Origin of the sequence: Pleomorphomonas koreensis DSM 23070 (assembly GCF_000425185.1) — a bacterium.
Lineage (GTDB): Bacteria > Pseudomonadota > Alphaproteobacteria > Rhizobiales > Pleomorphomonadaceae > Pleomorphomonas > Pleomorphomonas koreensis.
Genome location: NZ_AULH01000010.1, coordinates 133,900 through 150,566, shown reverse-complemented (window position 1 = coordinate 150,566; position 16,667 = coordinate 133,900). Strand labels below are relative to the sequence as shown.

Here is a 16,667-nt window from a genome sequence, read left to right as displayed (position 1 = left end):
TTGACCGCAAGCCGCGCCTCGGCGACAACCGCCGCATGCGCTCCATCCTGTTCGTCTGTCTCGGCAACATCTGCCGTTCGCCCACCGCCGAGGGGCTGATGCTCAATCACCTTGCCGCCGCCGGCCTGACCGGCCGCGTCCGCGTCGACAGCGCCGGCATCGGCGGCTGGCACGCCGGCGATCCGCCCGATCCGCGCGCCATCGCCGCCGCGGCGAAACGCGGCGTCGACCTGACGCCGCTGCGCGCCCGCAAGGTGCGGCCAACCGATTTCACCGATTTCGAGCTGATCGTCGGCATGGACCGCCAGAACGTCGCCGACCTCCGCCGCCTCGCTCCGGCCGGTACGACGGCGCGCATCGGCCTGTGTCTTGAGGAAGCGCTCGGACTGGCCAACGAGGTGCCCGACCCCTATTACGGCGACGGCCGCGGCTTCGACGCGGTGTTCGACCTCTGCGATCGCGCCACCGGCGCCTTCGTCGACCGACTCGTTCAAGCCGCCAGCGGGTAGGCTTCCTCGACGAGGTAGGGGCCGCCGCCCACCGAGGCGCGCGACGAATAGAGCACGAAGCGATCGACCGCGAAGCTCGGGCCGACGAAATCGCCGTGCTCGGACAGCCAGCGGGCGACGTCGGTCGACGTGGTGCCCCGGAAGCGGGCCAGCGTGACGTGCGGGATGTAGCGTCGCCCCTCTGCCGGCAGGCCGAGGCGCTGGATGATCCGCTCGTGCTCGGCCTGCAATTCGATCAGTTGCTCGGTCGGCTCCACCTTGACGGCCAGCGAATGCGGCACCCGGCCCGAGGCGAAGCAGTGCAGCCCCCTGAGGCTCAGGGCGAAGGGCGGCCGGTAGACGCGGTCGAGCGCGGCGGCCACTTCGTCAGCGGTGCGGCCGTCGATATCGCCGATGAAGCGCAGCGTCACATGGTAGTTGGCGGGATCGATCCAGCGGGCGCCGGGCAGTCCGCCCTTCAGGAGCGACAGATGGAAGCCGGCCGCGGCGGGAATCTCGAGGGCGGTGAACAGCCTGGCCATGGCAACCTCATCAGCTTTGAGGTCCGGGCTCGGCACTCCGGAAAGGCGCGCCGGACCGGACGGAAGGGGTATTCCGAGGGTCGACCGAAGGCCAGCCCCGATGCAAGCCCTTTTGTTCGCTTGGCCCGGCCGTGCGGCCGATTATATACAGGCAAGTGGAGCGGATTTGACATTTGTATCCCGCCTGTCGACAGGCTCTGGATCGGGTGCCGGATTCGGAAGCTCCCGTAGAATCAATGAAGTGCCAGTGGTTCATCTGGCTCCGACATGCGCCTTGAGATCCGTGTGGCGCGGATGCGGGGGCCAGCAACGAACCACGGAGCCTTCCGACCGGGCCGGAGCCATGCAGTTCGACGACCCCGCCAACGACAATGAGGATCCCGACGTCATCTTCGCGCGCAAGATCGCCCGGGCGCTGGGAATCGTGTTGGCGACCGGCCTCTGCGTCTACCTGATCGTCACCTACCTCCTGCCATTCTGACGGCTCTCCGGCGTTCAAGGCGAGATGACAGCGGCGGCCGATGATGGTAAAGCCTCTCGGCACTCCGCCCGGCGCCCCGCCGCGGCGGACTTTCCTTCATGCGCCGGTCCCGGCCGGCCATTTCTCGGGCGACGACCATGACGACGCGGGCGAAGATCTACATCGATGGCGAGGCAGGCACTACCGGCCTGCAAATCCGCGACCGCCTCGCCGCCCGCGACGACATCGAGCTGCTGATCATCGATCCGGACAAGCGCAAGGATCTGGGCGAGCGCAAGCGCCTGCTCAACGCCGCCGACGTCGCCATCCTCTGCCTGCCGGACGAGGCGGCAAAGGAGTCGGTCGGCCTGATCGACAACGATCGCACGGCGGTGATCGACGCCTCCACCGCCCATCGCGTCGCCCCCGGCTGGACCTACGGCTTTGCCGAAATGGCGGCCGGCCAAGCCGAGGCGATCGCCGGCTCCAAGCGCGTTGCCAACCCCGGCTGCTGGCCGCAGGGGCTGATCGCCGCCGTCCGGCCGCTGGTCGAGGCCGGCCTGCTGCCGGCCGACGCGCCGCTCACCTACAACGGCGTCTCCGGCTATTCGGGCGGCGGCCGCAAGATGGTCGAGGACTACCAGAGCGCCGCCGACCCGTCGCCGTTCCTGCCCTACGGCCTCACCTTCAAGCACAAGCACCTGCCGGAGATGGCCGTTTACACCGGCCTCGGGCGGCCGCCGCAGTTTCAGCCGGCGGTCGGCGATTTCGCCCAGGGCATGCTGGCCTTCGTGCCGCTGCGCCTGTGGGCCGTGGCACCCGGCCTGACGGCCAAGGCGATCCACGATCTGCTCGCCGACCGCTACGCCGGCGAGACCTTCGTCAAGGTAATGCCCTTCGAGCCGGTCGAGCGGTTGACCGGCCTCGATCCGCGGGCGCTGAACGGCACCAACGAGTTGCGCCTTCACGTCTTCGCCGACGCCGCCGGCGAGGAAGCGCTGATCGTCGCCCTCTACGACAATCTCGGCAAGGGCGCCTCCGGCGCCGCCGTGCAGAACCTCAACCTGATGCTGGGACGGCCGGCCGCCGCCGGCCTCGTCCCGGCCTGATGCTTCGGGAAGGACCGATCATGCAGAAATTCGACGTGCTCACCGGTATCGCGGCACCGCTGCCGATCCTCAATATCGATACCGACATGATCATCCCCAAGCAGTACCTGAAGACCATCAAGCGCACCGGTCTCGGCAAGGGCCTGTTCTCGGAGATGCGCTATCGGGAGGACGGCTCGGAGAACCCCGACTTCGTGCTGAACAGGCCGGCCTACCGCAAGGCGGAGATTCTGGTGGCCGGCGACAACTTCGGCTGCGGTTCGTCGCGCGAGCATGCCCCCTGGGCGCTCCTGGATTTCGGCATCCGCTGCGTCATCTCCACCAGCTTCGCCGACATCTTCTACAACAACTGCTTCAAGAACGGCATCCTGCCGATCGTCGTCTCGCCCGACGACCTCAAGAAGCTGATGGACGACGCCGAGCGCGGCGCCAACGCCACGCTGACCGTCGATCTTGAAAACCAGGTGATCAAGGGCCCGGATGGCGGCGCGGTGGCCTTCGACATCGACCCGTTCAAGAAGCATTGCCTGCTGAACGGCCTCGACGACATCGGCCTGACGCTGGAGAAGGCGTCGGAAATCGCCACCTTCGAGAAGAACAACGCCGTCACCCATCCCTGGGCCTGATATCGCTCCCAGAAGACGCCCTCTCCGGAGGGCGTTTTCGTAATCAGAGGCACGCCGATGCGCCAGCTCGTCTCCACCGGCTCGCCCTTCGAGAAGGCCGCCGGCTATTCCCGCGCCGTCAGCGACGGCCCCTGGTGCTTCGTCTCCGGCACCACCGGCTACGACTATGCGGCGATGACCATGCCGGACGACGTCGCCGCCCAGGCGGAGAACGCCATGGCGACCATCGCCAGGGCGCTCGGCGAGGCCGGCTTCTCGCTCGCCGACGTGGTGCGCGTCCGCTACATCGTCACCGACGCCGCCCATGCCGACCCGGTGTTCGCGGTGGTCGGCCGCTGGTTCGCCGACATCCGGCCGGCCGCCACCATGATCGTCGCCGGCCTGATCCGCCCGGAGATGAAGGTGGAAATCGAGACCACCGCCTTTCGCGCGCCGCCCGATCCGTGAGTTCATCCGGAGATCAACCGCCGCACGCCTTCGTTGACCGTTCGGTTCGGTCAAACACTCGTGAGTGGAACGTCATCTGCCGCCGTCGTATTTCCTAGAGGAAAAGAGCAGAGGCGAAGATAATGCCCTTTGATACGGTATCGCGGCGGGGGACGTTGAGCGGGTTTGCTCTCGGTATGGCGTCGTGCTGCGTCGCATTAGCGATCAGCAACGCCAAGGCGGCCGACGTCGTCGAGCTGTTCACCAGCCAGGGCTGCTCCGCCTGCCCGCCGGCCGACCGGGTGCTGGCCCGCCTCGCCAAGGATCCCGACACCGTCGCCCTTACCTTCTCCGTCGACTACTGGGACTACCTCGGCTGGCGCGATACCTACGCCAAGTCGGAATTCACCCGACGCCAGCGCGACTACGCCAAGGCGCGCGCCGACCACGCCGTGTTCACGCCGCAGGCGGTGCTGAACGGCCGCAGCGCGGTGATCGGCAGTCGCGAGGACGAGATCCGCGCGTCCCTCGACGTGATGCGCGACAACGGCGAGTCGCCCGACCTTGCCGTCAGCGCCCGCATCGACCACGGCCGCGTCATCATCGATCTGCCGGCCCGGCAAGGCGCCGACGAGGCGTCGGTATGGATCGCCGCCTATCTGCCGCCGCGCACGGTGGAGATCGCCGCCGGCGAGAACCGCGGCGGCTCGCTGACCTACACCAACGTTGTCGACCACCTGCAGGTGGTCGGCCTGTGGTCGGGCGCGGCGATGACGCTGGAGCTGCCGCTCGCCGACGTGGCGCCCGAGGGCACCGCCGGCCTTGCCGTCATCGTGCAGAAGAAGAAGGACGGCCTGCCCGGCCCGATCGTCGGCGCCACGCGCCTGGCGCTCGAAAGCAGCAGTTGACGCCGTCCGTAGGCCCGGACAGACGGGCCGCTCAGAAGGCCCGGAAGGTCAGCGTCGTCAGCGTCCGCACGATGCCGGGGATCGACGAGATCTTCTCGTTGATGAACTTGCCGATATCCTCCGTGGACTCGATGTAGACCTTCATCAGCAGGTCGTATTCGCCCGACGTCGAATAAAGCTCGGAGGCGATCTCGAGGGCGTAGATGGCGTCGGCCACCGCGTAGGTCCGGCCGGGCGCGCACTGCAACTGGATGAAAACGGGCTTCATGGCTTCCTCCCCGCCGGCCGGTCCCGCGGGGGGGCGGCGCCGACGGCTATCGTCCCCGACTTCAAACACCACCGGCGTCCTGACGGCAAGCCCTTCTTGCAGCGGCCGGCAAATGGTTAAGCTGGTCCTAATTCCGCCACGCGTGTATGTTTTCTCAAGATCCGCCTCTGGCGGACGGCAGCGTAGACAGGATGGGCCATGACGGGCAGCGAGGCAGGCGACAACAGAAACGGCGAGGGCAAGGTCCGGCGTCTGTCCGACGCCGTACGCCGCGTGCGCATCGCCGAGAGCGAGCGGGCCGACGCCTATGCCGACCTGCACGAGAGTGACCGCGCGCGGCTGATGCTGCTGGCCGAGGAACTCAACGGCGTGTTCGCCGAGCTGCCGGAGGACGATGCCTATTTCATCTGCGAGGTGGCCGGCTCGACGCCGCCGCGCCTGTGGATCGATCCGACCACGCACGTGGTGATGGCCCGCGACCGTCGCTCCTACCGCTTCTTGAAGGACACCCGGCTCGGCCGCCTGACGCTGCACGAGAGCGCCGACCTCGACGCCGCCGCCGACGCGGTCACCGACTACATCGCCGAGCGGGTGGTGGAGCGTGAGCGGGCGCTCGAAAGCGACGCACTGGTGGAAAAGCTGCGCGCCGCCGCCCTGGAGCGCCGCGAGCCGCCCTCCGACGCCGTTCCGGACGACCAGCCGGCCGGCGGCCGCTCATCGGCCGTCGTCTGGGCGCTGATCGTCTTCCTGATGGGATTTGCCGTCGGCGCGCTCGGGCTTGTCGCCTATGCCTGGTTCATGGTGCCGGGATAACCATTTCCTCGCCGCGCGTCTCCACGAAGGCGCCGGCGTCGGCCGTCACCTGCATCAGCCGATGGCCGATGCGGAAGCCGTCATTCGCCCGCTCGATGTCGAACAGGTTGAAGCCGGCGGCCGGATGGCTGCCGCCCGGCCGCTGCGTCGCCGCCGGCACGCCGAACACCGGCACCTCGCCGCGCGGGCCGGCAATGGCCAGCCGGGTCGGCTGATGGGTATGGCCGTGCAGGATCAGTTCGGCGCCGTGGCGGGCGATCACCTCGCGGAAGCGCGAGGCGCCGGAGAGGCGCTTGTGCCAGGCCGTCGCGCCCTTGACCGGCGGATGGTGGATCAGCACCACCCGGCAGAGACCGGCCCGGCCGAGCGCGTCGAGCGCCGACGAGAGCCGGCCGGCCTGCTCCTCGGAGAAACTGCCCGTCGCCATGAACGGCCCGGAGGCGACCGCCGACGAGGCGCCGACGATGGCCACCTCGCCACGCCGCCGCACGTAGGGCCAGCCATCCGCCTCGCCGGCATCGGCGGTCATGTAGGCCGCCCAGGCATCGCGCGCCCGGCGGGCGGCGCCGGGCACGTAGGCATCGTGGTTGCCGGGCACCGCGCTCACCTTGTCCTCAGGGCCGAGCAAACCGAGGAAGGTGCGGGCGGCGACATATTCGGCGGCCAGCGCGATGTTGACGAGGTCGCCGGTCACCGCGATATGGTCGGGCCGCTCGGCGGCGATCGCCGCCAACAGCGCCGCCTCCACGCCCTCGCCAAGGCGTCTTCCACGGTTGCGCCGCCAGTTGACGTAGCCGATGATGCGCTTGGAGGCGAGTTCGCGAACCCGCGCCGGCGGCAGCGGACCGAGATGCAGGTCGGAGATGTGGATCAGACGGAACATGCCCCTTGGGTAGCCGATGCCCGGCCATCGGTAAAGCCGCCCGACCGGTCAATGCATGCTCCGGCCGCCAACGGAAAGGGCGGACCGCCGCCCGGCGATCCGCCCCAAATGGTATGCTCGCGAAGTTGGTTCACGCCTCGAACCGTTGCGCGTCCAAGCCGGACTAACGCCCCCAGAAGGTCAGCACGGCGGCGACGACATGGGGATTGCTCACGTCGACGGCCGACACCCAACTATAACGCTGGGCACGGTTGAAGCGACGGCGGAAGAGGGAAAACATGATAGCCTTCTTCTGAGGTTGTCGAGAGAGGTCAGGTGCGACTTCTCTTTCACGATGAAGCTATAGCAAATGCACATTGTTTTCGCCATGAGGCTAAACACTGAGTATTCCTTTGGCGAATCGGAAGTTAATCCAGCCTATAATTCAGACGAAAGGCTAATGTACCGTGGTTGATCCCAGGCTGCTGGACGTCATGCAACCCCTTGTGCGGCAAGCGCAATCCTTGGTCGCTCGCCTGTGGCGGGGAACGACGCTCGGCGTGCGCGTCATCGCCTTCGACGGCGACGGCCTGCTCCTGGTCCGCCACACCTACGTCACCGGCTGGCACCTGCCCGGCGGCGGCGTCCACGCCGGCGAGACGACCGAGGCGGCCGCCCGGCGCGAGCTTCTGGAGGAGACCGGCTACGCCGCGGACGGCGCGGCCCGCTTCCTCGGCCTCTACTTCAACCCGCTGGCGGCCGGCCGCGACCATGTCGCCGTTTACCACATGCCGGCCTCGACGCCGCGGCGCGCCTTCCGCGCCAACCACGAGATCGCCGAAAGCGGCGCCTTCCCGCTCGACCGCCTGCCGGACGGGACCACCGCCGGCACGCGCCGCCGCCTCGCCGAGCTGTTCGAGGGGCTGCCGCCGTCCGACCGCTGGTAAGGGAACGCCCGGCCGGAGGCTGTCCGGCCGGGCGCTCTTGCGATGGGGGAGGCGTCGGACCTCAGGCGGCGACCACCGCCGCCGTTTCGAGCGCCACCGCCGCCGACTGGATGATGGCGGCGAAGCGGACGGCGGTCTGCACCGCCGAGGCCGGCAGGCCGCCCTCGCGCACCACCTTCTCGTGGCTGTCCATGCACATGCCGCAGCCGTTGATCGCCGACACGGCGAGGCACCACAGCTCGAAGTCGACCTTGTCGACGCCCGGCTTGCCGATCAGCTGCATGCGCAGCCGCGCCGGCATGGTGCGGTATTCCGGGTTCGAGGTCAGGTGCAGGAAGCGGTAGTAGACGTTGTTCATGCCCATGAGCACGCCGGCGCCGCGGGCGGCGTCCCGCGCCTCGGCGGAGAGGTGGCTCGCCGCCTCTCCCTCGAGCGCCGCCGCCACCTCGGCGTTGCGCGTCGCGTGGCCGCAGGCCACGAACAGCCCGTACTTCTGCTGCGGCGACAGGCTGTCGTCCTCGGCCATCGCCGAGAGGTTGAGCCTGACGTCGCGGGCGTAGGCCGGGAGCCGGTCCTGGAGAGCGGCGATCGACATCAGGCGGCCTTCAGCGTTTCACCGCCGACCTCGCGGTTGCACGGGCAGAGTTCGTCGGTCTGCAGCGCGTCGAGCACGCGCAGCGTGTCCTTCGGATTGCGGCCGACGTTGAGATTGGTGCCGTAGATGTGCTGGATGGTGTTGTCGGGATCGACGACCACCGTCACGCGGTAGGCGACGCCGTCCGGCGAGCGCACGCCGAGGCCGTCGACCAGCGAGCCGTTGCTGTCGGCGAACGACCAGATCGGCAGCTTGTTGAGGTCCTTGTGGTCGCGCCGCCAGGCCAGCTTGACGAACTCGTTGTCGGTGGAGCCGCCGAGCACCACCGCGTCGCGGTCCTCGAAGTCCTTGGCGAGACGGGCGAACTCGGCGATCTCGGTCGGGCAGACGAAGGTGAAGTCCTTGGGGTAGAAGAAGATCACCTTCCACTTGCCGGGGAAGGACGCCTCGGTGATTTCCTCGAAGGCGGAAGCGCCGTTCTCGACGTGGTTGTTGAAGCCGGGCTTGACGCCGGTGACGGTGAAGGAGGGGAGCTTGTCGCCAATGCCGAGCATGGAGAATATCCTCATCTTGGAAGGGAGGGGAAAGGAACGGGCGGCACTATCGGCATATCCGATCCCAATTGCAAGCCTTTCTTAGAGGCATTTTAAGGTAAGCCGTTCCTGATTGATAAATAAGGGATTATACGGATAAATCCGGCGTTTCCGCCGGCTTGCGATGCCATCCGCCGGCCGCCGCTTTCCTTCGGCAAAACCCGCGCCTATAAGTCGTACAAAATGAAAGGGAGAACGCGCATGTCCACAGTCAGGCCGGTCCGCATCGGCATCGTCTCCACCGCCAACATCGCCCGCCAGCACGTGATTCCCGGCTTCCGCACCACGCCCTGGCTGGAGGTGGCGGCCATCGCCTCGCGCAGCGCCGACACGGCCAGGGCGGCCGCCGCCGCGCTCGGCATCCCCGTCGCCCACGGCTCCTACGAGGCGCTGTTCGCCGATCCCTCGATCGAGGCGGTCTACATCCCCACCCCCAATGACAGCCACGTCGACCTGGCGCTGGCCGCCGCCCGCGCCGGCAAGCACGTGCTCAGCGAGAAGCCGGCGGCGATGAACGCCAGGGACGCCGAGCGGCTGCTCGCCCTGCCGGACGGCATCGTCTACCTCGAAGCCTTCATGGTCCGCCACCATCCGCAATGGCTGAAGGCGCGCGAGCTGGTCCGTTCGGGCGCCATCGGCCGGGTGACCGCCGTCCAGTGCTTCTTCTCCTATTTCCTCGACGATCCCGCCAACATCCGCAACCGGCCGGAGAACGGCGGCGGTGGCCTCTGGGACATCGGCGTCTACCCGATCGTCACCGCCCGCTTCGTGCTCGACGCCGAGCCGAAGCGCGTCAGCGGCCTCCTGGAGATCGACCCGAAGTTCGGCACCGACGTGCTGAGTTCGGCCATCCTCGACTTCGGCGACGGCCGCCACCTCACCTTCACCGTCGCCACCCAGACGGTGCCGCACCAGCGCGTCACCATCGCCGGCACCACCGGCCGCATCGAGGTGGTGATTCCCTTCAACGCTCCGGCGGGGAAGGAAACGGTGATCCGGCTCGACCGAGGCGCGGTGCTCGGCGACGCCGAGATCGAGGAGATCCGCCTGCCGGCCTCCGACCAGTACGGCCTTCAGGGCGAAGCCTTCGCCAAGGCGATCCGCGGCATCGAGCCGCTGCCCTACGACCAGCGCGACGCGGTGAAGATGATGCGCATCCTCGACGCCATCGTCGAATCCGGCAAGACAGGCTGCTTCGTCGACCTCTAGGCTGAATCGGGACGGGCGGGAGTGCCTACTCCCGCTCTCTCCACAGGAAGGCGGCGCCGCGCACGCCCGAGCTGTCGCCGTGCCGGGCCTTGCGGATCGGCGTCGCCACGCTGTCGGAGAACACCAGGCGGCTGCCCTCCCCGTCCCAGAGGTTGGTGCGGGTGGCGAGCAGCCTGGGCACGTCGTCGTAGAGTTCGTCGACGTTGCTCATGCCGCCGCCCAGGACGAACACGTCGGGGTCGACGAGGTCGATGATCAGCGCCAGCGACCGGGCGAGCCGGTCGACATAGCGGCCGTAGACCGCCATCGCCGCCGCGTCACCGGCCCGCTTCAGCGCCATGATCTCCGACGCCCTCTTCGCCTCGCCGGTCGTCGTCTTCCAGTCGAGTTCGAAGCCGGTGCCCGAGCAGAACATCTCCAGACAGCCGTTCCGGCCGCACCAGCACTTCGGGCCGGGATACTCGCCCTCCCTCGGCCAGGGCAGCGAATAGTGGCCGATCTCGCCGGCCAGCCCCTGCAGGCCGGCGTGGCTGCGGCCGCCGATGGCGATGCCGCCGCCATGGCCGGTGCCGAGGATGATGCCGACGACGACGTCGAGACCGGCGCCGGCGCCGTCGATCGCCTCGGAGACGGCGAGGCAGTTGCCGTCGTTGGCCAGCCTGACCGGCCGGCCGAGGGCGGCCTCGAGGTCGCGGCCAAGCGGCTGGCCGTTCAGCCAGACGGCGTTGGAGTTGCGGATGCGGCCGGTCAGCGGATTGGGGCTGCCGGGCAGGCCGATGCCGACCGTGCCCCGCCGGCCGGTCGTCCGCTCGATGTGCTCCACCAGTTCCGCCACCGCCCGGATCGAGGCGTCGTAGTCGCGCGGCGTGGCGATGCGGTGCCGGCCAAGCTCGATGCCGTCGGCGTCGAGCCCGATCACCTCCATCTTCGTCCCGCCCCAGTCGATGCCAATATGCATGATGCTCTCGTCCGCCGCTCGCCGCCCCGTCCGAGACACCTAGAACATTTCCCCGCCCGATGGAATCATCTGCCCGGAAAATGCTCCCGCCCGGAAATCCTGAACGTTCTCCGGCGCAATTCATGTCGCCTGGGGCCGGATCCGCGCTGCGGCTCCGGTGGCGGCCGCAAAATTATTAACATCGATATTTTTTGCCAGAACCGCTTGCGAGACGGGCTTCCGTCATCAGCCGTTAACCTTTGCCATTCCAGCATTGTTCACAGTTTCAAGACAACACCGAGGCCGCCATGCGATACAGCAACCTGTCCCTCCGCACCAAGCTCATCGCCGGAACAGGCCTGCTGTTCGCGGTGGCGCTCGGTTCGCTCACCACGCTTTCCACCGTCATGGCGGTCAGAAGCGAGTATGCCGCCGCCGAGCAGCGGGCCGCCGATCTCCTCTCCGGCTACGCCCTCGAGGTGCAAGGCAAGGTGACGGGCGCCTATACGGTGGGCAGCAGCGTCGCCCGCGCCGTCGAGGGCGTGGTCGCCGACGGCAAGCCCGACCGCGACGCCCTCGGCCGGCTGGTGACCGCCGTCGTCGCCGCCCATCCGGAACTGCTCGGCACCACGCTCGCCTTCGAGCCCGACGCTCTCGACGGCCGCGACGCCGACTTCAAGGCGCACGCCTACTCCGACGCCAGCGGCCGCTTCGTGCCCTATTTCTACCACAGCACCGGCGGCGCGGTGGCCGTCGAGAAGCTGGTGATGACCAAGGAGGCCGGCACCGAGGGCTGGTACGACCAGCCGCTGCGCGAGAACCGCGACCTGATCACCGCCCCCTACATCTACCCGATCGACGGCAAGGACACGCTGATGTCGACGCTGTCGCTGGTGGTGCGCCGGGCCGGCAAGCCGATCGGCATCGCCACCGCCGACCTGCCGCTGACCGAGGTGTCGGCCTTCGTCTCGTCGCTGAAGCCATTCGACGCCGGCTCGGTGCGGCTGATCGGCACCGACGACCTCTGGGTCGCCAACCCCGACGCCGCGCTGATCGGCAAGACCGCCGAGGACGACATCGCCAGGGCGGCGCTGGCCCAGCCGGCCGGCACCGGCCGGTTGGTCGATGCCGGCGGCGTTTCCACCTATCTCGCCACCGCCAAAGTCGGCTTTCCCGGCCTCAAGGAGAGCTGGACGCTGGTGATGACCATCCCCGAGGCGACGCTGACCGCCGGCGCCCAGGCCGCCGCCACCGCCATGATCGTCGGCTCGCTCGTCGCCCTGGCCGTCGCCCTCGGCTTCGTCGCCTGGCTCGCCCATACGCTGGCCAGGCCGATCGGCGGCATGGCCCGCCGCATGGAGGCGCTGGCCACCGGCGATACCTCGGTGGCCGTCGACGGCGCCGACCGGACCGACGAGATCGGCGCCATGGCGCGCGCCGTCAACGTGTTCCGTGACCATGCCATCGCCCGCCGCGCGCTGGAGGGCGATCAGGCGGCCGAGGCGGCCCGCCGCGACGCCCGCCAGGCGCAGATCGACGCGCTGGTCGCCGGCTTCCGCGAGGAGGCGACCGTCGCCATCGACCGCGTGTCGGCGGCGAGCCGCGACCTCGACGCCATCGCCCGCGAGATGGCCGCTTCGGCCGGCCGCAGCACCGAGCGGGCCGGCTTCGCCCACGACGCCGCCGGCCGCGCCTCGGCCAATGTGCAGACCGTCGCCTCGGCCGCCGAGGAACTGGCCGCCTCGATCGGCGAGATTTCCGCCCAGGTGGCGCGCACCTCGTCGGTGATCGGCTCGGCCACCGGGGGCGCCCGCGTCAGCCACGCCAAGGTCGGCGAGCTGGCCAAGGCGGCCGCCAAGATCGGCGAGGTGGTGACGCTGATCCAGGCGGTGGCCGATCAGACCAACCTCCTCGCCCTCAACGCCACCATCGAGGCGGCCCGCGCCGGCGAGGCCGGCAAGGGCTTCGCCGTGGTGGCGAGCGAGGTGAAGAACCTCGCCGGCCAGACCGCCAAGGCCACCGAGGAGATTTCCCGCCAGATCGCCGCCATCCAGGAAGCGACCAGCGAGGCGGTCGAGGTGATCGCCGGCATCGCCGGCACCATGGAGGACGTCAACACCCACGCCGCCACCATCGCCGCCGCGGTGGAAGAACAGGGTGCCGCCACCTCGGAGATCGGTTCCAGCGTCGAAGCGGCGGCGCGCGAGACCGGCACGGTGGCCGACAACGTCAACGACCTCGGCGCTGCGGTCGGCGACACCCGCGCCGCCGCCGGCCGCGTGCTGGACGCCGCCGAGGCGGTCAACGCCGTGAAAGACGAGCTGGCCGGCGAGATCGAGCGCTTCCTGAAGGCGGTGGCGGCCGCCTGATCCCGCTTCCCCTCAACTTCCGTCGAGTCGTTCGGCGCGGCGGAAGTCGGGAGCGGACGGAATTCGGACGCCGGCCGGGCGCTTTGGCGGCCGCTTCAGAGTTTCTCGCGCCGTATCCGCCGGGCGGCCAGCCGATGGCGGCCCTCAAGAACGGCGAGCAGCAGCAGCGCGACCATCAGCGGCAGCACGAAGTAGATCAGCCGGAACAGGATCAGCGCGGCGGCGACGTCTGGCCGGTGGGCGATGCCGAGGCCGGTCACCACCGTCGCCTCGAACACGCCGACACCGCCCGGCGTATTGGCGGCCATGCCGGCCAGGAAGGCAATCGAATAGGTGACGAGATAGCGGGCGGCGTCCGGTACCGCATCGGGCGGCAGCAGCACGTAGAGCGTGCCGCAGGCGGCGAGCAGGTCGATCGCCCCGGCCAGCACCATCAGGAAGGCCGGCTTGGCCTTGGGCATGCGCACCACCATGCCGCTCACCCGGATGGCCCGCCGCTTCCTGGCCAGCCAGACGATGAACGAGGTGAGCGCCACCAGCACGACGAGGCCGACGATCCGGTCGATGAAATGATGGGGGAATACCGGGTATTGCGTCGTCGGTTCCAGCGTCAGGGCAAGGCCGAGCACGAACAGGATGCCCGACCACATGGTCAGCCAGCTCATGACGATCAGCCGCGCCACCACCGAGAAGCTGACGCCGACCATCGAGTAGATGCGGTAGCGGGCGCCGCCGCCCGACAGCAGCGGAAAGCCGAGCGTGTTGGCGAAGACGTTGGCGATCAGGCCGCCGAACACCGCCCGCGCCAGACTGACCGAGCTGACGTAGTTGAGGGCGTGCAGCGCCAGAAGGTCGTAGGTGGCGAGCGCACAAAGGCCGGTGAGCGTCAGCAGGAGGGCCAGCGCGAAGCGATGCGCCGGCAGCGCCAGCGCGGCGGCATGGATGTCGGCAAACGACATCTTGGTCGCCATGTCCCAAAGCACCCAGACCGCGCCGGCGATCAGCACGACGGCGATCGCCGGGCCAACCCACCGCAGCACGCGCCCGAGCCGGCCCGGCGACGCCTCTCGGCGGCTGTCGTGGTCGGTGGGATCAGTCAACTGCTGTCGTCTCCATCCGGGGCGGGCCGGAAGCCGTGCCCGAGACCTTTCATTTAGAACGCCGGCCGCCAAACGCAAACGCATTTTCTGGGGAGCACCAATTCGCGAAGGTGCCGACGCATCCGCTCGTCGAGGCCGGAGAAAGGACTGGCCGGCGGCACGGAAACCCGCCGCCGTCCCCGGCGTCACGGGAAGGAAAGCTTGATCTCGCGCTCATCGCAGACGTCCTTGACCAGCTCGCTGTAGAGCCTCCCGGTAGAGCCCTGCTCGCCGGGCAGCGTCTTGATGCGCACCTTCAGCGCCACGCCGGCCGCCGAGAAGGCGACGACGCCCTGCATCTCCAGCGGTTCCAGCACCACGGCGCCGCGCGGCCCGTTCATCAGCCGGTCGAAGGCCTCGCGCATGGCGGCCTTCGCCGCTTCGAGATCGGTGGCGTAGGAGAAGCTGATCGTCGCGGAGGCATAGGCGAAGCCGCGCATGGCGTTGGAGACGCTGGTCACCGACGAGAAGGGGATGATGTGGTAGACGCCGTCGCCGTCGCGGATGCCGACCGAGCGGATGGTCAGCCGGTCGACGGTGCCGGTGAGGCCGGCGACAGTGACCGTGTCGCCCTCGTTCATGGCGTTCTCGAACTGGATGAAGGCGCCGGTGATGATGTCCTGCACCAGCTTCTGCGAGCCGAAGCCGACGGCGAGGCCGACGACGCCGGCGCCGGCCACCAGGGGCGCGATGTCGACGCCGAGCTGGCTGAGCGCCAGCATGGCGGCGATGACGATCAATACGATCGAGAAGGCGTTGCGGAACAGCGACAGCAACGTGCGGGTGCGGGCGTTGGTGATGCGGCCGAGCGACGGGTTGAGCCGGTATTCCACCCAGCTCGACGCGCCGAGCCAGATGCCGCCGGCCACCAGCACGATGATCAGCGCCGACAGGATGCGGCCGACCGTGTCGGTGCCGCCGTCCGACTGGAACCAGTCGATGACGTCGATGACGCCCCAGCTCTGCAGCACCACCGCCGTCACCGCCAGCACCAGCACGACGCGCACGGCGCGGAAGAACATCGGCACCATCATGTTGAGCCGGGCTTCGAGCAGCGGCAGCGTCTTCTTGACGTCGGCCGGCAGGCGAACGCCGCCGGCCATCGCGTGCACGATCAGGGTGTCGGCGAGGCCGCCGAGGGCGATGGCGGCGATGGTCTCCACCGTCGCCCAGGCCATGTAGTCGACGGCGTCGAACGGCCGGCTCACCCACAGCACGAAGGCCACGGCGAGATAGAAGATGACGATGACGTGCCAGCCATGGGCGAGCAGCGTCAGCAGCGTGCGCGGCACCGAACTCTTCACCGGCTCGATCAGCCGGTAGAGGCCCGCCCGCACCTCGTCGCGCTTCATCGTCACCAGCACCGAGGCACCGATCAGCGTGATCAGCACCACGGCGAGGCGGAAGCCGATGCCCACCGAGAAGCCGATTGCCTTGTTGACCATCGGATGGGCGACCAGCACGCCGTAGCCGAGGAAGCCGACCAGCCGGCTGAGCCAGAGATACCAGAAGCGCGCCGTCGGCGGATCGAGGTCGAATACCTTCAGCGCCGGCCGGCGATACTGGAAAATCGCGGCCAGGCAGCTCTTCAGGAACTCGATCACCACGAAGGCGTCGATAAACAGGCTCTGCAACAGGTCGATGCGGCCGCCCCCCGAGGCGGCGATGGCGTAGGCCGAGGTGGCGAACCAGGCGACGCCGATCACCGCCCAGTCGACGACAAGGGCGAGGCCGGCCCACAGCACCCGCTGCGGCAACGCCTTGCCCCCGGCGACCCGCTCGATGGCGCCGAGCGGGAAGCGGGCGAGGAAACGGGCGATGTACAGCGTCGCAAAGGCGAACACCACCAGGATGATCAGCGACAGGCCCTGCTCGCGCACGCCCTCCCAGTTGACGTCGGCGCTGCCGTCGACGAGCCGGGTGAGGTTGCCGAGGCCGCGACCGATGGTCATCACCACGTCGACCACCTGCCGGGAGAGATCCTGCGTCACCGAACCGATCTCGCGGACGAGCGGCGCCTTCGGCGCGGCCGCATCGGCGGGCGCGGCCTCGGTGGAAGCAGGCGCGGCCGAAGCAGGAGCGGTGCCGTCGGCCGCCGTCGGCTGGGCCAGCCGGTCAAGCTCGGCGATCAGCGCGGCGCGCACCGCGTCGTCCTTCAGGATGTCGGCGAGGGCCCTGGCCGCCTCCGGCGAGGTGACGAGCGGCGCGTCAGGCGCCGCCGGGGTCGTCGCAGGGGCCGAGGTCGTCGGGGCGACCAGCTTCGGCGCCGGCACGGCGGCCGGTGCCGCGGTCTGCGCCAAGACGGCCGCCGGCATGAGCAGCGCGAGAAGAAGGGCGAGAAGGCGGAGGGTATTTTGCGTCATGATCACGACCGAT

18 protein-coding genes are annotated in these 16,667 nt (G+C 69.0%); 10 read left to right on the top strand and 8 right to left on the bottom strand.

Annotated elements, in window-relative coordinates:
- Positions 1-35: 35 nt before the first annotated feature.
- Positions 36-509, top strand: a complete 474-nt coding sequence (locus tag H512_RS0109930; RefSeq protein WP_026783323.1) for a low molecular weight protein-tyrosine-phosphatase — start codon at positions 36-38, stop codon at positions 507-509.
- On the opposite strand, the gene thpR is transcribed toward H512_RS0109930, so the two are convergent.
- Entirely contained in the window at positions 491-1,030 is a 540-nt protein-coding gene (thpR, locus tag H512_RS0109925) for an RNA 2',3'-cyclic phosphodiesterase (RefSeq protein WP_026783322.1), read from the bottom strand. The genes H512_RS0109930 and thpR overlap by 19 nt on opposite strands.
- A 343-nt stretch (positions 1,031-1,373) precedes the next feature.
- On the opposite strand from thpR, the gene H512_RS26930 reads away from it, so the two are divergent.
- The 5 genes from H512_RS26930 (at position 1,374) to H512_RS23400 (ending at position 4,559) form a co-directional block, all read left to right on the top strand.
- Positions 1,374-1,511 carry a hypothetical protein gene (locus H512_RS26930; RefSeq protein ID WP_156899441.1) on the top strand — a complete coding sequence of 46 codons (138 nt, stop codon included), beginning with the start codon at positions 1,374-1,376 and terminating at the stop codon, positions 1,509-1,511.
- Positions 1,512-1,648: 137 nt separating this feature from the next.
- The gene (argC, locus tag H512_RS0109915; RefSeq protein ID WP_026783321.1) at positions 1,649-2,599 is read left to right on the top strand and encodes an N-acetyl-gamma-glutamyl-phosphate reductase; all 951 of its coding nucleotides are present in this window, start codon (positions 1,649-1,651) and stop codon (positions 2,597-2,599) included.
- 20 nt (positions 2,600-2,619) lie between these two features.
- Entirely contained in the window at positions 2,620-3,225 is a 606-nt protein-coding gene (gene leuD, locus H512_RS0109910) for a 3-isopropylmalate dehydratase small subunit (protein ID WP_026783320.1), read from the top strand.
- A 57-nt stretch (positions 3,226-3,282) separates the two neighbouring features.
- On the top strand, positions 3,283-3,672 hold the full coding sequence (locus tag H512_RS0109905) for a RidA family protein (RefSeq protein WP_026783319.1): 390 nt from the start codon (positions 3,283-3,285) through the stop codon (positions 3,670-3,672).
- Between the two features lie 155 nt (positions 3,673-3,827).
- Positions 3,828-4,559, top strand: a complete 732-nt coding sequence (locus H512_RS23400; protein ID WP_169507143.1) for a DUF1223 domain-containing protein — start codon at positions 3,828-3,830, stop codon at positions 4,557-4,559.
- Between the two features lie 31 nt (positions 4,560-4,590).
- Here H512_RS23400 and H512_RS0109895 read toward each other — a convergent pair whose 3' ends face one another.
- Complete coding sequence (locus H512_RS0109895; protein WP_026783318.1) at positions 4,591-4,827, bottom strand: Lrp/AsnC ligand binding domain-containing protein; 237 nt, start codon at positions 4,825-4,827, stop codon at positions 4,591-4,593.
- Between the two features lie 198 nt (positions 4,828-5,025).
- On the opposite strand from H512_RS0109895, the gene H512_RS0109890 reads away from it, so the two are divergent.
- Positions 5,026-5,640 (top strand): hypothetical protein, encoded by a 615-nt coding sequence (locus H512_RS0109890; protein ID WP_026783317.1) that lies wholly within the window; start codon positions 5,026-5,028, stop codon positions 5,638-5,640.
- Here H512_RS0109890 and H512_RS23395 read toward each other — a convergent pair.
- The gene (locus H512_RS23395; RefSeq protein WP_036790974.1) at positions 5,624-6,523 is read right to left on the bottom strand and encodes a metallophosphoesterase family protein; all 900 of its coding nucleotides are present in this window, start codon (positions 6,521-6,523) and stop codon (positions 5,624-5,626) included. The genes H512_RS0109890 and H512_RS23395 overlap by 17 nt on opposite strands.
- A gap of 503 nt (positions 6,524-7,026) precedes the next feature.
- Between H512_RS23395 and H512_RS23390 the strand changes: the two genes are divergently transcribed.
- On the top strand, positions 7,027-7,449 hold the full coding sequence (locus tag H512_RS23390; protein ID WP_245585383.1) for an NUDIX domain-containing protein: 423 nt from the start codon (positions 7,027-7,029) through the stop codon (positions 7,447-7,449).
- 61 nt (positions 7,450-7,510) lie between these two features.
- Here the strand turns inward: H512_RS23390 and ahpD are convergent, their stop codons facing one another.
- Both ahpD and H512_RS0109870 read right to left on the bottom strand, forming a co-directional pair.
- Positions 7,511-8,044, bottom strand: a complete 534-nt coding sequence (ahpD, locus tag H512_RS0109875) for an alkylhydroperoxidase, AhpD family (RefSeq protein ID WP_026783316.1) — start codon at positions 8,042-8,044, stop codon at positions 7,511-7,513.
- A complete protein-coding gene (locus H512_RS0109870) occupies positions 8,044-8,598 on the bottom strand; it encodes a peroxiredoxin (protein WP_026783315.1) in 555 nt (184 codons plus the stop codon). The genes ahpD and H512_RS0109870 overlap by 1 nt, the downstream gene beginning before the upstream one ends.
- 240 nt (positions 8,599-8,838) lie before the next feature.
- Between H512_RS0109870 and H512_RS0109865 the strand changes: the two genes are divergently transcribed.
- Positions 8,839-9,846, top strand: coding sequence for a Gfo/Idh/MocA family protein (locus H512_RS0109865; protein ID WP_026783314.1), 1,008 nt, complete (start codon positions 8,839-8,841; stop codon positions 9,844-9,846).
- A 25-nt stretch (positions 9,847-9,871) separates the two neighbouring features.
- Here the strand turns inward: H512_RS0109865 and H512_RS0109860 are convergent, their stop codons facing one another.
- The gene (locus H512_RS0109860) at positions 9,872-10,804 is read right to left on the bottom strand and encodes an ROK family protein (RefSeq protein ID WP_026783313.1); all 933 of its coding nucleotides are present in this window, start codon (positions 10,802-10,804) and stop codon (positions 9,872-9,874) included.
- A 287-nt stretch (positions 10,805-11,091) separates the two neighbouring features.
- On the opposite strand from H512_RS0109860, the gene H512_RS23385 reads away from it, so the two are divergent.
- Positions 11,092-13,152 (top strand): methyl-accepting chemotaxis protein, encoded by a 2,061-nt coding sequence (locus tag H512_RS23385; RefSeq protein ID WP_036790971.1) that lies wholly within the window; start codon positions 11,092-11,094, stop codon positions 13,150-13,152.
- A gap of 95 nt (positions 13,153-13,247) precedes the next feature.
- Here H512_RS23385 and H512_RS0109850 read toward each other — a convergent pair whose 3' ends face one another.
- Together H512_RS0109850 and H512_RS23380 are read right to left on the bottom strand one after the other, a co-directional pair.
- Complete coding sequence (locus tag H512_RS0109850; protein WP_026783312.1) at positions 13,248-14,252, bottom strand: putative bifunctional lysylphosphatidylglycerol flippase/synthetase; 1,005 nt, start codon at positions 14,250-14,252, stop codon at positions 13,248-13,250.
- A gap of 185 nt (positions 14,253-14,437) precedes the next feature.
- On the bottom strand, positions 14,438-16,654 hold the full coding sequence (locus tag H512_RS23380; RefSeq protein WP_036791050.1) for a mechanosensitive ion channel domain-containing protein: 2,217 nt from the start codon (positions 16,652-16,654) through the stop codon (positions 14,438-14,440).
- Positions 16,655-16,667 lie beyond the last annotated feature (13 nt).

Excerpts from the sequence above, each read along its gene's own strand:
- leuD (WP_026783320.1), top strand. The coding sequence starts at position 2,620 with ATGCAGAAATTCGACGTGCTCACCGGTATCGCGGCACCGCTGCCGATC.
- H512_RS26930 (WP_156899441.1), top strand. The coding sequence starts at position 1,374 with ATGCAGTTCGACGACCCCGCCAACGACAATGAGGATCCCGACGTCATC.
- thpR (WP_026783322.1), bottom strand. The coding sequence starts at position 1,030 with ATGGCCAGGCTGTTCACCGCCCTCGAGATTCCCGCCGCGGCCGGCTTC.
- H512_RS0109930 (WP_026783323.1), top strand. The coding sequence starts at position 36 with ATGCGCTCCATCCTGTTCGTCTGTCTCGGCAACATCTGCCGTTCGCCC.
- ahpD (WP_026783316.1), bottom strand. The coding sequence starts at position 8,044 with ATGTCGATCGCCGCTCTCCAGGACCGGCTCCCGGCCTACGCCCGCGAC.
- H512_RS0109895 (WP_026783318.1), bottom strand. The coding sequence starts at position 4,827 with ATGAAGCCCGTTTTCATCCAGTTGCAGTGCGCGCCCGGCCGGACCTAC.
- H512_RS23395 (WP_036790974.1), bottom strand. The coding sequence starts at position 6,523 with ATGTTCCGTCTGATCCACATCTCCGACCTGCATCTCGGTCCGCTGCCG.
- H512_RS0109905 (WP_026783319.1), top strand. The coding sequence starts at position 3,283 with ATGCGCCAGCTCGTCTCCACCGGCTCGCCCTTCGAGAAGGCCGCCGGC.
- H512_RS0109860 (WP_026783313.1), bottom strand. The coding sequence starts at position 10,804 with ATGCATATTGGCATCGACTGGGGCGGGACGAAGATGGAGGTGATCGGG.
- H512_RS23385 (WP_036790971.1), top strand. The coding sequence starts at position 11,092 with ATGCGATACAGCAACCTGTCCCTCCGCACCAAGCTCATCGCCGGAACA.
- H512_RS0109890 (WP_026783317.1), top strand. The coding sequence starts at position 5,026 with ATGACGGGCAGCGAGGCAGGCGACAACAGAAACGGCGAGGGCAAGGTC.
- H512_RS23380 (WP_036791050.1), bottom strand. The coding sequence starts at position 16,654 with ATGACGCAAAATACCCTCCGCCTTCTCGCCCTTCTTCTCGCGCTGCTC.
- argC (WP_026783321.1), top strand. The coding sequence starts at position 1,649 with ATGACGACGCGGGCGAAGATCTACATCGATGGCGAGGCAGGCACTACC.
- H512_RS0109865 (WP_026783314.1), top strand. The coding sequence starts at position 8,839 with ATGTCCACAGTCAGGCCGGTCCGCATCGGCATCGTCTCCACCGCCAAC.
- H512_RS0109870 (WP_026783315.1), bottom strand. The coding sequence starts at position 8,598 with ATGCTCGGCATTGGCGACAAGCTCCCCTCCTTCACCGTCACCGGCGTC.